The following is an 11,801-nucleotide window of genomic DNA, read 5'->3' as shown; positions in this document are numbered from 1 at the left end:
GGGGGTAAATCCTGCGCATGAACAGCAAAACCCTGATCCCCGTCCTGCTCGCGGCCGCGGCCCTCGCCGGCTGTGGCCAGGACACCGCCCGAACCCTCGGCTTTTCCCGCGATGCGCCGGATGAATTCCAGGTCGTCACCCGCGCGCCGCTGTCGATGCCGCCCAGCCTGACCGACCTGCCGGTGCCGCGCCCCGGCGCGTCGCGTCCGCAGGCAGCCTCCGCCCGCGACGGTGGGGAGGGGTTGCTGGCGCCCTCCACCGCCTTTGCCGAGGCAGCACCCCGCACGGCGTCGGAAAGCGCCCTGCTCGCCCAGGCCGGGCCTTCGGCGCCCGCCGGGGTGCGCCGCCGGGTGGATGAGGAAGCGCTGCGGATGGAACAGCCCGACCGTTCGGTCGTGGACCGGCTGATGTTCTGGCGCGATCCGCCGCCGCCGGGCACCGTGGTGGACCCGACGCGCGAGACGCAGCGCCTGCGCGAAAACTCCGCGCTCGGCCGCTCGGTGGAAGATGGCACCACGCCGATCATCCAGCGCCAGCGCACCGGCCTGTTCGGCGGTTCGGGTATTTTCTGAGGCTGTTGGGCCGAGACGCGTAAGGCGCCTCGGCCGTTCGCGTCAGCCCACCAGCGACTTCAACTCGATCTCGACGAAGGACAGCGGGGCCGTCCCGCCGTTGATAACATTGTGCTCCACCCCCGCGTCGCGGGTGTAGGAGACGCCGGCGGTCAGCCGTGCCTCCGTCGTCGCACCACCCGGCAATTCCAGCAGCAGCGTCCCGTCGGTCACCGGCACCACGACATAGCCAAGGCCATGCCGGTGCCAGCCGGTTTCCGCGCCGGGCGAAAAATCCCAGCGGGTGACGCGAACATTCGCGTCATCCTGCATCTGGGTCGCGACGGCGGGCGCGCGGCAGCGCAGTTCCCCGCTCACTCCGCGGCCTTGGCCAGGCCCAGGCCCGGCAGCGGCAAGCCGCCGGCGGCTTCCCAGGCGGCCCAGATCTTGTCGGCCTGTTCGGCGTTCAGCGGCAGATGCGGCGGGCGGATCGTGCGCCAGGCGTTGTCGCCGCGCGACCGGGCGATGATTTCGCGCAGGCCGGGGATCAAGGGCACCGAGGTCGCGGCGCGGCGCGTCGCGGTCATGCGGGCCTGGGCCGCATCGGCTTCGGGCCCGGTGCGCTTGGCATAGACCACCGCGCCGAACTGGCTGTTGGCGTTGCTGGCCGCGGTGATGCAGCCCGCGCCGCCGGCCGCCAGGATCTGCTGCAGGAACTCGTCGCTGCCGGAATAGACTTCAAAGCCGCGCGCGGAAAAGCGTTCGACCATGGCGAGCATGTTGGCGTAGTCGCCGCTGCTGTCCTTGACGCCCTTGATGGTGTCCGGGAAGGCGGTGATCAGGCGGTCGATCAGGTCCAGGCTGAAGGGCACGGCCGACTGCTGCGGGAAGTGGTACAGGTAGATCTTGATGCCCGGCCCGACCCGTTCGATCACCGCCGAGAAATAGGCGAAGAGCCCGTCATCCGACGGCGCCTTGTAGTAAAAGGGCGGCAGCATCAGCACGCCGGGGCAGCCCATGTCGCGGGCGTGGCGGGTCAGTTCGACGGTGTCGCCCAGGCTGGCGCAGCCCGTGCCCGGCATCAGCTTGGCGGCCGGGATGCCGGCGGCAATCAGCCCCTCCAGGATGGCGCGGCGTTCGTGCAGGCCGAAGGACGCGGCCTCACCGGTCGTGCCCAGCAGGCCGAGGCCATTGCAGCCATTGGCCAGCAGCCAAGCGGCGTGTTCGGCCATGCGCGCCACGTCGGGCGTCAGGTCGGCGTGCATCGGGGTCAGCACGGCGGCATTGATGCCGCCGTAGATGGCGTTCTTCATGGGATCATCTCCTTTTTCAACAGGGCGGGTTTGCGCATGCCCGGTGGCCAACGGCCTGGCCAGGCGGCGACATGGTCTTCGAGCGCGCCGGCCTCGCGTTCGGAAATGACGCGGCCACGGACCGAAATGCCAGCCTCATGCACCGTCTCCGGGCGGCCGGACACCAGCGGGTGCCAGCGCGGCAGGTCGCGGCCTTCCTCGACCAGGCGGTAGGCGCAGGTCGGCGGCAGCCAGTCCACGGTCGCGACCTTGTGCGGCGTCAGTTGGATGCAGTCGGGCACTTTGGCGCGGCGATGGGTGTAGTCGCTGCATTGGCAGGAATCGGTGTCCAGCAGGCGGCAGGACACGGCGGTCCAATGCAGGGCCTCGGTCTCCTCGTCGCGGATCTTGTGCAGGCAGCAGCGGCCGCAGCCGTCGCACAGGCTTTCCCATTCGCGGCGCGTCATCTGCCGCAGCGTCTTTTCGCGCCAGAAAGGGAGGGTTTGGATCACGGCCGCACCCTAGCCCCGCGCGCGTCGCGTGCAAGACTTGCCCTCGCAAGGCTGGCGCGCAAATGTCGGGGTGAACTGAACATAGCGCGAACATGGACCCCGCCGAACGCACCCTGTCGATCACCCGCAGCGCGCTGCGGCTGTGCTGCAACCTGGGCTGGGCACCGGTCGCCGAAGTGCCGCTGCCGACCGGGCGGCGGCTGGACGTGCTGGCCCTGCGCCCGGATGGCGGGTTTTCGGCGATCGAGGTCAAATCCTGCGCCCGCGATTTCCTGACCGACGGCAAATGGGGCGAATACCGCGACTGGTGCGACCGGCTGTATTTTGCCGTCGATCCGGATTTCCCGCAGGGACTGCTGCCGGCCGATACCGGGCTGATCCTGGCCGATGGATTTGAGGCCGCCATCATGCGCGAGGCCCCGCTGCACCCGCTGGCCCCGGCGCGGCGCAAATCCGTGCTGCACCGCTTCGCCACCCTGGCCGCGACCCGGCTGGTCGTGGTGCAGGACCCCGGCGCGCGGGCGGCGGCCTGGGCGGCACTGCGGGTGGAATGACTACTCCGGCTGCACGCCCGCGCGCGCCAGCACCGACAACCCGCGCGCCGTCGCCTGGGTGATCAGCGCGGCAAAGGCTTCCGGGCTTTCGCCGATGATGGGGTCGCCGCCCAGGTCGGCGAGTTTGCGCCGCACCTCCGGGGTCGTGGCCGCCTGCTGCGCGGCGGCATGGATGCGCGCGACCTGCGCCGCCGGCAGCCCCTTCGGCCCCCAGAGCGCGAACCAGGGGGCGATCGGCGCCAGCGCCGGCATGCCGACCTCGGCCGCGTTGGGGATTTCGGGCGCCACCGCGGCGCGCCCCGGCCCGGTCACGCAATAGGCCAGCAACCGCCCCGTCTGGATCAGCGACAGGGCCGACACCAGCGGCGCCATCATCAGGCTGGTCTGCCCGCCGACCACATCCTGCAAGGCCGGGCCGGTGCCGCGGTAGGACACGATCAGCAACGGCACCCCGGTTTCCAGCCGGAAGACCTCGGTCGCCAGATGGCCCGAGGTGCCGAGGGAGGTATTGGCGAAGGCATGCCGGTCCGGGTTGGCGCGAATATCGGCGACCAGCGCCGGCAGGTCGCGCGGCGCCAGGCCCGGCGCGCCGACCAGCACCAGCGGCGAGACTGCCAGCCGCCCGATCGGGGTGAAATCGGCGACGGGGTCGTAGGGCACCTGCTTCATCACGCCGCGCGCCAGCAGGTGGCTGTCGGAATTGCACAGCAGCGTGCGGCCATCGGGATCGGCCCGCGCCACCACGGCACTGCCGACGGCGCCATTGGCGCCCGATCGGTTTTCGACCAGCCAGGACTCGCCCAGCATCGGCGTCAGCGCTTCGGAAAAGATCCGGGCCGAGATATCGATGCCGCCGCCTGGGGCATAGGGCACCACGACCCGTACGCTGCGCGCCTGCGCGCGGGCGAGGGCGGGGACGCCCAGGGCGGAGAGGGCCAGCAGGCCGCGTCGATGCATCAGGTTCATGCTCGGATGATATGCAAGCGATGGGCCATGGCAAGCAGCCTCACCGGCCTCAGTGCGACACGTCGAGCCCGCGCAGACGCGCCGCCAGCCAGGCGGCGTAGTTGTCGGTCATGCCGGCGACGAAATCGACCGCGCAGCGCAGGGTCTCGCTGGGGGAAAACCCGGGTTTTGGCGTGTAGTCGCCCATCATCGCCAGCGCCTGGCGGGTCCGCAGCGCGCAGGCGGCCTCATCGCCGCCGCGCCGGATCATCTCCAGGCAGGCCGGGACAAAGACGTCCAGCGCCTTGCCCAGCACATCGGCGGCGCCGATCTCGAACTCGGCCTTGCGGGCGTTGACGTAGACGCGGTTGCGGTTGGTCGCGCGGATGGCGTCGAACAGCACCAGGCGGTCCGCGTGGTCCGGGGGCGCCAGCGCCATCAGGTCCTTGCCGGGCGTGGGGCCGTGCATGATCGCATCGGCATGGGCCAGGAACGCGGCCTGGGCGGTTTCGATCATCCGCCCGATGGCGCGGCTGCGCAGCCAGGCGATGCGCTGGGCGTCGCTGTCCTCCCGCGCCAGGGCGGCGGTCGTCAGCCCGGCCAGGGGGGCCACCAGGTCGGCATAGTCGCGATAATGCAGGATGCCGATTTCCACGGCATCCTCCAGGTCGGCCAGGCTGTAGGTGATGTCGTCGGCGGCCTCCATCAGCCAGACCGCCGGGTGGCGGGCATCGCGCAAGCCGCAGGCGGCGGCGACTTCCGCGAAGACATCGGCCTCGGTGGCGAAAAACCCGAATTTTTGGCCCGGCAGGCCGTCCCGCGCGGCGCGCGGATCGCCGGGCGCCCAGGGGTATTTGAGGAAGGCGCCCAGGCTCGCCAGCGTCAGCCGCAGCCCGCCGCGTTCGCGATAGCCATCGGCGCGGGTCAGCACGCGGAACCCCTGCGCATTGCCGTCGAAAAACCCCAGGTCGCCGTCCAGGCCAAGCGCGGCGTGGCGGTCCAGCCAATGGGCCATCCAGTCGGCAATCACCGCCTCACCCGCATGGCCAAACGGCGGGTTGCCGATGTCATGGGCCAGGCAGACCGCCTGCACCAGGTATCCCAGGTCATCCGCCGTGCGCCCATCGGCCGCGAGTTCGGCGGCCAGTTCTCCGCCCACGGCGTAGCCGAGCGAGCGGCCGACCGACGCGACCTCCAGCGTATGCACCAGCCGGTTGCGGACATGGGCGTTGAACGGCAGGGGATGGACCTGCGTCTTCTGCTGCAAGCGCCGGAAGGGGCGGCTGAAGGCGATGCGGTCCTGGTCGATCTGCCAGGGGTTGCGATTGGGTCGCGGCCGGGCTTCGGCCTCACCCAGGCGACGGGGCTCGAACAGCGGCCCCCAGGTGGTCACCGCGTCAGCCGCGTATGCGCGCGACGGTGGCGGTGGTGGAATTGCCCGGCTTGAGTTCCGCCAGCCGCACCACCCCACCCCATTCGGTCACCAGATCGCCGCCAACGACTTCGGAGACGGTGTAGTCGGCGCCCTTGATCAGCACATCGGGCCGGATCGCCTTCAGCAATTCCAGCGGCGTGTCCTCGGCGAAGAGTGCCACGGCATCCACCGTCGCCAGGCTGGCCAGCACGGCGGCACGGGCGGATTCGCCCTGCACCGGGCGGGTCGGACCCTTCAGCCGGCGCACGCTCTCATCCCCGTTCAGGCCCACGATCAGTCGGTCGCACCAGGACCGCGCCTGTTCCAGCAGATGCACATGCCCCGGGTGCAGCAGGTCGAAGCAGCCATTGGTGAAGCCGACCCGCCAGCCGCGCTGGCGCCAGCGTTCGGCCATTTCGGCGACCGCACTGCGCGACATGATCTTTCGCAGCGCGCCGCGTTCCTCGCTCAACGCCTCCAGCATGTCTTCCTCTGAGGCGACGGCGGTGCCGACCTTCCCCACCACGATGCCGGCGGCGATGTTGGCCAGCCGGGCGGCGGTCGGCAGGTCGCGCCCGGCCGCGATCGCGGCGGCCAGCACGGCCACCACGGTGTCGCCGGCGCCGGAGACGTCATGCACCTCCGGCGCCTCGGCCGGGAAATGCCAGACGGTGTCGCGGTCGAGCAGGGTCAGACCATCCTCGCTGCGCGTCACCAGCACGGCGGTGAAGGCATGCCGCGCCTGGAGGGCGCGGGCGGCGGCGACGACCTCGGCCTCGGTCGACACGGGCATGCCGCTCGCGGCGGCCAGTTCGCCACGGTTCGGCGTGACGATGTCGGCGCCGTGGTAGCGGGAATAATCGTCGCCCTTGGGGTCCACGATCACCCGGCGCCCGGCGGCATGGCTGGCCGCGATCAGCCGCGTCGCGGTATCGCCGGCCAGCACGCCCTTGGCGTAGTCGGACAGCACCATGACGGTGCAGGCGGCGACGGTATCGGCCGCGATCTTGATCAGGCGGTCGGCCAGGCGCGGATGCACGGCGCGCGCGACCTCATGATCCGCGCGCAGCAATTGCTGCCCCTGGGCGATGAAGCGGGTTTTTGTCGTGGTCGCGCGGCCGCCTTGGACCAGCAGCCAGGGCTCCACGCCCGGCTGGCCGCCGACCAGGCCGGTCAGGTCGCTGCCGGCCACGTCGTCGCCGACCACGCTGATGAAGGCGACGGCGGCCCCCAGGGCGGTCAGGTTGCGGACCACATTGCCCGCCCCGCCCGGCATGGCGAGTTCGCGTTCGACCGTCAGGACCGGGACCGGTGCCTCAGGGGATATACGGTTGACGCTGCCGTAGACATAGCGGTCCAGCATCGCGTCGCCGACGACCAGCACGCTGGCGCGCTTGAGGCCCCGCACGGCTTCCGCCAGGGCGGCGTTGCCGGGCACAGCGGGACCCGGGCTGGTGGGAGTGGGATCGGCGTCGTTCTGCACATCCATACAAGGCGCGTAACCCCAAGCGGGTTGCCGGCGCAAGGCGCCTGCGTTGGGGAAACCTTCATCAGCGCCCTGGCACCCTGCCAGCGCCCGAGCAAAACGCCTGGCCCCCCCGTAACGATCGGGCCGGGCGCCGCGGTCGTGGAGCAAGGGACAAGGCCGCCGCGCCCGCGGGCGCGCCGCCCTGGGAAGGAGTCCCGATGCTGCTGTCCCGCCTTGCCCCCGAACCATTCGGCGCGACACCATCGCAAAAGGGGCCGCCGCCGGAGGCCCGTTCGGCCGAACCCCCGCCCCGGCTGCGCGCGCTGCTGGCGGCCGCGGGCTTGGGTTGCGACGCGGTGCTGATGCTGCAGACCGCCGATGTGCCGGCCGCGCCGGCCCGGCTGGTCACCGCCTTGGCCAAGGCCCATGCGGTCGCCTACGACGGGCACGCCTTGATGGGGCAGGACGGCATGATCCTGGTCCTGGCGCCCTCGGCCAGCCTGGTGGTGCTGGCGGCGGATGCGCGGCGGCTGTCGGAGGATGTGCAGGCCCGCCAGTTCCGCCTGCCCGGCGACGCGACATCGTTGGTCCTGGCCGCTGGCCGCGCCTTTCAGCCGCCGTCGGTCGCCGGCAGCGCCCGGAAGACCGCGATACCCCCCCGCCGCGCGGCACCGCTGCGGGAGGCTTTTGCCCTGATCGCGCGGGGCGCCGCACCCCATCTGGTCGGCTGGCGCCTGCGCCCGGCGGATCAGGCCGCCTTTCCCCTGGACCCGCTGGCCGGCCTGGCCGAGGCCACCAGCCTGGCGCCCGGATCGCCGGCGCAGCCGCCCTTCTGGCTGGACCTGCCGCCCGGCGCCCCGCCGCCCGCCGATTTTTCCGGCACCGCCATCACCCCCCCGGCCATGCTGGCCGAGGCCGCGACCCTGGCCCGTTGGCGCGACCAGCTTGCGCGATCCGGCGGACAACTGGGCGTCGGGCCGCTGGATACGACGGTGCTGCGCTGGCTTCGCCCGGGCGCGATACCCGCGCATCTGCTGCTGTTGCGCTGGTCCGAGGGCCTGCCGGGCATCCTGGGCGAGTCCATCGCCACCATCGCCCCGCGCAGCGTGCTGGTCGGCGCCGATGTGCCGGCGGCCCTGGCCTGGGGCCTGCGCCACGGCATCGCGATCTACGCCGGCCGCATCGTCGATGTCCTGTTGGCGGCCCAGCGCCTGGGCGCCTGCCCCCTGGCCGCTGGGTGCGAGGCGACCGCCTGCGCGACCCGCGCCGCCGCGACGGGCGCGGCGGGCCGGGCCGGCTGCGGCAATCCGGGGCTGCTGGCGCGGTGGGTGCCATGACGGTGCTCGACGCGCCGCCGCTGATCGCGGCCATGCCGGGCGGGCCGGCCGACCTGGCGGCCCTGGTGCGGCACGCGGTCGAGGGCGGCGGCCGGCGCGAAATCCTGGTCTGGCGCCCGGCGCGGGCCGTGTCCGGTGGCACCCGGGCGCATCACCGTCGCCTGCTGGATACGGCCGCGGCACCGCTGCGCATGGCGCCCCGGCTGCGGCTGTTCCGGCTGCCGGATGGCGGGCTGGTCGCCTCCGCCGTGCCGCCGGCCCTGGCCCTGGCCACGGCCGAATCCGCGCTGCGCAACGTGCTGGACCCGGCCGATGCCGACGTCGCCCTGCAACGGCTGCGCCTGCCGGAGGACGCCGTCGCCATCCTGGCCCTGCTGGAAGCGTCGCTGATCGGCCCCGCCCGACCCCCTGGCCGCGACGACCCGGCCGGCGATTCCGCCGAGGCACCGACCCGGCCTGGCATGCTGGAGGCCCTGGGCCAGGCCGATCTGTCGGCGCATCTGGTCCGCCAGACCGTCTGCCGCCTGGACCCCGACGGCTCGGCCAGCCCGGGCTGGACGGATGAGCGGCCGGACTGGTCTTCCCTCCTGGCGATCATCGGCGCGGCTTCGGCTGGCCGGCCGGATGTGGCGCTGATGGCCGCCGTCGCCGGGCGCCAGGCGGCCGGAATGGCGCGGTCGGGCGGCGTGCCGCTGTCGCTGCCGCTGCCGCCCATGGGGGTCGCGACGGATGACTGGCTGCGCATGGATACGGCGCTGCCGGCGGCGGCGCGCCGGGGCGTGACCGTCTGCCTGGACCTGGGTGCCATCCTGCGCCAGCCGACCGAGGCGGTGCTGGCCGCCCGCTTCTGCCGCCTGCGCGGCTATGGCGTCGCGGTGGATGTCGCCTCGGCCGACGCCCTGCCGCTGATCACCCCCGCGTTGCTGGCGGATTTCCCGGAGGCGCGGCTGCGCCTGGCCTGGTCCAACCGCCTGCCCCGCCATGTCGGCGCGCTGGACGCCCTTGGCGACGACTGGGGGGCCAATGTCTGGTTGGCCGGGGTGGACCGGGCCGGCGCCGTCGCCTGGGGCTGGTCCCAGGGAATCCGGCTATTCCAGGGACCCCTGGTCGACCGGTTGCGCTAAGACCCGCATCCAGCCCGGCACGCGCGGCGTCAGGCGGCTGGTGCCGGTGGTCAGGGGGGCGCCATCCTCGATGGCCGCCAGGCGCAGCAGCGCCAGCCCGATGCCATCGGTGCCCGAGCGCATTTCGCCCATCTCGGCGCCCGAGTCATTCAGCAAGGGCGCGCCGCGTGGCGGCACGGGGCCGGTGATCGCGACCGGGCAAAGCCTGCGCTTCAGCAGCCCGCGATATTTTGTCCGCGCCGTCAGTTCCTGGCCCATCCAGCAGCCCTTGGTCCAGGACACGCCGGCCAATTCGTCGAACCCGGCCTCCAGCAGCACCGATTTTTCGGCGTCGAGGTCGCGGCTGCCATCGGGCAGGCCGAGCGCGATGCGATGCGCGTCCCAGGCCGCGAAGGGGTCGGTGCCACGCGGTTCGGCCGACAGGATGCGGAAGCCCGCTTGGGGCAGGCGCGGGTCGGCGAAGCATAGATCGCCGGGCGGGGCGGGGCCGTCCCAGCCCGCAGAGACGGCAAGCCCGGTCGGCGCCATCGCCACCTTGGCCCGCAGGCGAAACCGCATCAGCCGGGTGGTGATCGCCTCGGCCTGCGCTGCCTCGACATCCAGCAGCAGGCGGGCGCCGTCGTTGACCACGAAGAAATCCGCGATCCACTTGCCCTGCGGCGTCAACAGCGCGGCCCAGGCGGCGGCCCCCGGGGCGATGGCCGCGATATCGGCCGACACCAGGCCCTGGAGGAAGGTGACCCGGTCCTCGCCATCCATGGCCAGGACGGCGCGATCGGGCAGGGGCGTGATGCGCGTCATGGCATCGAAGGTGATGCCGGACGGCGGCGCGGACAAGGGCGGCTGGCGCCCCCCGGCCGGGGGCGTGCTAAGGGGGGGCGAAATCATGCGCATCCTCTTCATCACCTCGACACGGATCGGCGATGCGGTGCTGTCCACGGCACTGCTCGACCATTTGCTGCGCCAGCATCCAGGCGCGCGGATCACCATCGCCTGCGGCCCGGCGGCCGTGGAGGTGTTTGCGCGCATGCCCGGGCGCGACGCCACCATCTCGGTCACCAAGCGCCGCTGGTCGCTGCATTGGCCGCTGCTTTGGGCGCAGGTGGCACCCCGGTGGTGGGACCTGGTGGTGGATCTGCGCGGGTCGGCGATGGCCTGGATGGTGCCGGCGCGGCGCCGGGCGGTGATGCGCGGCGGCCGGCGCGCCGGGCACCGCATGGGCCATATCGCCGAGACCCTGGGGCTGACCGCCGCCGACATCGCCCCCGTTGCCTGGTTCGATGCGGCGGATGCGGCCAGGGGCGCGGCCCTGCTGCCCGGGGCGGGGCCGCTGCTGGCACTCGGCCCCACCGCCAATTGGGACCGTAAGATCTGGCCCGCCGAGCGTTTCGTCGCCGTCGCCCGCGCGCTGACCGCCCCCGACGGCCCGCTTCCGGGCGCCCGGATCGCCGTGATGGGTGGGCCGGGCGATGCCGAACGCGCGCTGGCGGCCCCCGTGCTGGCGGGCCTGCCTGGCTCGGTCGACCTGGTCGGCCGGCTGAGCCTGCCGGAAGCCGCCGCCGTGTTGGCGGGGGCGTCGCTCTATCTGGGCAATGACAGCGGGCTGATGCACCTGGCCGCCGCCGCCGGGGCGCCGACCCTGGGTCTGTTCGGCATGAGCCCGGCCAATGAATACGCGCCCTTTGGCCCCCATGCCGCCGCTGTGGTCGCGGATGGCCCGCCCGGCCACGCGCCGATGGAGGCGCTGCCCGTCGATCGCGTCATCGCCGCGGCGGAACGGCTGCTCGGCGCCCCCGTGCCTGCATGACGGCGCCCCGCCTGTCGGCCCTGGTCGTCGCGCGCAACGAAGCTGCGCGGCTGCCGGCCTGCCTGGCCTCGCTGGCCTTCGCTGATGAGATCATCGTGGTGCTGGACCGCAGCACCGACGACAGCGCCGCCATCGCCACCGCCCTCGGCGCCCGCGTGATCGAGGGTGCCTGGCCACTGGAAGGCGACCGCCGCAACGCCGGCATCGCCGCCTGCACCGGCGATTGGGTGCTGGAGGTCGATGCCGACGAACAGGTGCCGCCCGCCCTGGCCAGCGCCATCCGCGCCACCATCGCGACCAGCACCGCCGCCTTCCACCGCGTGCCGATCGACAATTACGTGGGCGACCACCTGATCCTGCACGGCTGGGGCGGCAGTTTCGGCACCACGCTGAAGCCGATCCTGTTCCGGCGTGGCGCGAAACATTGGCGCGGGCAGCGGGTGCATCCCGGGCTGGACTGGACCGGGGCCGAAGGCGCGCGGCTGACCCCCGGCACGGGCAGCGAACGGGCGGCGATTATCCATCATGTGGACCGCGATATCTCCGACATGCTGCGCCGGCTGGATGGCTATAGCAGCGCGCGCGCGGCCGATCTGCTGGCGGCCGGCGACATCGGCAGCCTGGGCGGCAACCTGCGGCGCTTCGTATCGCGCACCTGGAAGTGCTTTGTCGCCCGCAAGGGCTACAAGGAAGGCGGCTGGGGCCTGCTGATCGCGCTCTGCGCCGGGCTGTTCCCGTTGCTGTCCTACCTGAAGGCGCGGTTGGAACCCGAGCGGCATCGCTGATGCGGATCGCCC

The 11,801-nt window shown here is 72.5% G+C and carries 13 protein-coding genes; 6 read left to right on the top strand and 7 right to left on the bottom strand.

Annotation, left to right across the window (positions count from 1 at the left end; all coding sequences use genetic code 11):
• Positions 1-17 precede the first annotated feature (17 nt).
• On the top strand, positions 18-572 hold the full coding sequence (locus ACQW02_RS23660) for a DUF3035 domain-containing protein (protein WP_431282369.1): 555 nt from the start codon (positions 18-20) through the stop codon (positions 570-572).
• A 42-nt stretch (positions 573-614) separates the two neighbouring features.
• Here ACQW02_RS23660 and ACQW02_RS23655 read toward each other — a convergent pair whose 3' ends face one another.
• From ACQW02_RS23655 to ACQW02_RS23645, 3 genes are read right to left on the bottom strand one after another with little or no spacing between them, the layout of a single operon-like run.
• Entirely contained in the window at positions 615-929 is a 315-nt protein-coding gene (locus ACQW02_RS23655; RefSeq protein ID WP_431282368.1) for a cupin domain-containing protein, read from the bottom strand.
• Complete coding sequence (locus tag ACQW02_RS23650; RefSeq protein WP_431282367.1) at positions 926-1,864, bottom strand: dihydrodipicolinate synthase family protein; 939 nt, start codon at positions 1,862-1,864, stop codon at positions 926-928. The genes ACQW02_RS23655 and ACQW02_RS23650 overlap by 4 nt, the downstream gene beginning before the upstream one ends.
• A complete protein-coding gene (locus tag ACQW02_RS23645) occupies positions 1,861-2,310 on the bottom strand; it encodes a YcgN family cysteine cluster protein (protein ID WP_431285965.1) in 450 nt (149 codons plus the stop codon). The genes ACQW02_RS23650 and ACQW02_RS23645 overlap by 4 nt, the downstream gene beginning before the upstream one ends.
• Before the next feature lie 137 nt (positions 2,311-2,447).
• Between ACQW02_RS23645 and ACQW02_RS23640 the strand changes: the two genes are divergently transcribed.
• Positions 2,448-2,909, top strand: coding sequence for an MmcB family DNA repair protein (locus ACQW02_RS23640; RefSeq protein WP_431282366.1), 462 nt, complete (start codon positions 2,448-2,450; stop codon positions 2,907-2,909).
• Here the strand turns inward: ACQW02_RS23640 and ACQW02_RS23635 are convergent, their stop codons facing one another.
• Genes ACQW02_RS23635 through rfaE1 form a run of 3 tightly spaced genes read right to left on the bottom strand, consistent with a single transcriptional unit; the run spans position 2,910 to position 6,757 of the window.
• A complete protein-coding gene (locus tag ACQW02_RS23635; RefSeq protein WP_431282365.1) occupies positions 2,910-3,866 on the bottom strand; it encodes a Bug family tripartite tricarboxylate transporter substrate binding protein in 957 nt (318 codons plus the stop codon).
• 58 nt (positions 3,867-3,924) lie between these two features.
• Positions 3,925-5,247 (bottom strand): dGTP triphosphohydrolase, encoded by a 1,323-nt coding sequence (gene dgt / locus ACQW02_RS23630; protein ID WP_431282364.1) that lies wholly within the window; start codon positions 5,245-5,247, stop codon positions 3,925-3,927.
• A 4-nt stretch (positions 5,248-5,251) separates the two neighbouring features.
• On the bottom strand, positions 5,252-6,757 hold the full coding sequence (gene rfaE1 / locus ACQW02_RS23625; protein WP_431282363.1) for a D-glycero-beta-D-manno-heptose-7-phosphate kinase: 1,506 nt from the start codon (positions 6,755-6,757) through the stop codon (positions 5,252-5,254).
• 197 nt (positions 6,758-6,954) lie between these two features.
• Here rfaE1 and ACQW02_RS23620 point away from each other — a divergent pair, with 197 nt between their 5' ends.
• Positions 6,955-8,073, top strand: a complete 1,119-nt coding sequence (locus tag ACQW02_RS23620; RefSeq protein ID WP_431282362.1) for a hypothetical protein — start codon at positions 6,955-6,957, stop codon at positions 8,071-8,073.
• Positions 8,070-9,197, top strand: a complete 1,128-nt coding sequence (locus tag ACQW02_RS23615) for a hypothetical protein (RefSeq protein WP_431282361.1) — start codon at positions 8,070-8,072, stop codon at positions 9,195-9,197. Before ACQW02_RS23620 ends, ACQW02_RS23615 begins: the two co-directional genes overlap by 4 nt.
• On the opposite strand, the gene ACQW02_RS23610 is transcribed toward ACQW02_RS23615, so the two are convergent.
• Positions 9,162-10,085 (bottom strand): YgfZ/GcvT domain-containing protein, encoded by a 924-nt coding sequence (locus ACQW02_RS23610; RefSeq protein WP_431282360.1) that lies wholly within the window; start codon positions 10,083-10,085, stop codon positions 9,162-9,164. The two genes, ACQW02_RS23615 and ACQW02_RS23610, sit on opposite strands and share 36 nt — an antisense overlap.
• On the opposite strand from ACQW02_RS23610, the gene ACQW02_RS23605 reads away from it, so the two are divergent.
• Positions 10,084-11,004, top strand: coding sequence for a glycosyltransferase family 9 protein (locus ACQW02_RS23605; RefSeq protein WP_431282359.1), 921 nt, complete (start codon positions 10,084-10,086; stop codon positions 11,002-11,004). The genes ACQW02_RS23610 and ACQW02_RS23605 overlap by 2 nt on opposite strands.
• Complete coding sequence (locus tag ACQW02_RS23600) at positions 11,001-11,789, top strand: glycosyltransferase family 2 protein (protein WP_431282358.1); 789 nt, start codon at positions 11,001-11,003, stop codon at positions 11,787-11,789. The genes ACQW02_RS23605 and ACQW02_RS23600 overlap by 4 nt, the downstream gene beginning before the upstream one ends.
• Positions 11,790-11,801: the final 12 nt, after the last annotated feature.

The organism is Humitalea sp. 24SJ18S-53, assembly GCF_050632385.1.
In the GTDB taxonomy this organism is placed as follows: Bacteria; Pseudomonadota; Alphaproteobacteria; order Acetobacterales; family Acetobacteraceae; genus Humitalea.
Note: the sequence above shows the minus strand (reverse complement) of the source record. Positions and strands in the feature narration are given on the sequence as shown.

What these genes read in the sequence shown, in the direction of transcription:
- ACQW02_RS23600 (WP_431282358.1), top strand. Translation starts at nt 11,001, where the DNA reads ATGACGGCGCCCCGCCTGTCGGCCCTGGTCGTCGCGCGCAACGAAGCT.
- ACQW02_RS23660 (WP_431282369.1), top strand. Translation starts at nt 18, where the DNA reads ATGAACAGCAAAACCCTGATCCCCGTCCTGCTCGCGGCCGCGGCCCTC.
- ACQW02_RS23620 (WP_431282362.1), top strand. Translation starts at nt 6,955, where the DNA reads ATGCTGCTGTCCCGCCTTGCCCCCGAACCATTCGGCGCGACACCATCG.
- ACQW02_RS23635 (WP_431282365.1), bottom strand. Translation starts at nt 3,866, where the DNA reads ATGCATCGACGCGGCCTGCTGGCCCTCTCCGCCCTGGGCGTCCCCGCC.
- ACQW02_RS23650 (WP_431282367.1), bottom strand. Translation starts at nt 1,864, where the DNA reads ATGAAGAACGCCATCTACGGCGGCATCAATGCCGCCGTGCTGACCCCG.
- ACQW02_RS23645 (WP_431285965.1), bottom strand. Translation starts at nt 2,310, where the DNA reads ATGACGCGCCGCGAATGGGAAAGCCTGTGCGACGGCTGCGGCCGCTGC.
- ACQW02_RS23605 (WP_431282359.1), top strand. Translation starts at nt 10,084, where the DNA reads ATGCGCATCCTCTTCATCACCTCGACACGGATCGGCGATGCGGTGCTG.
- ACQW02_RS23640 (WP_431282366.1), top strand. Translation starts at nt 2,448, where the DNA reads ATGGACCCCGCCGAACGCACCCTGTCGATCACCCGCAGCGCGCTGCGG.
- ACQW02_RS23615 (WP_431282361.1), top strand. Translation starts at nt 8,070, where the DNA reads ATGACGGTGCTCGACGCGCCGCCGCTGATCGCGGCCATGCCGGGCGGG.
- rfaE1 (WP_431282363.1), bottom strand. Translation starts at nt 6,757, where the DNA reads ATGGATGTGCAGAACGACGCCGATCCCACTCCCACCAGCCCGGGTCCC.
- ACQW02_RS23610 (WP_431282360.1), bottom strand. Translation starts at nt 10,085, where the DNA reads ATGATTTCGCCCCCCCTTAGCACGCCCCCGGCCGGGGGGCGCCAGCCG.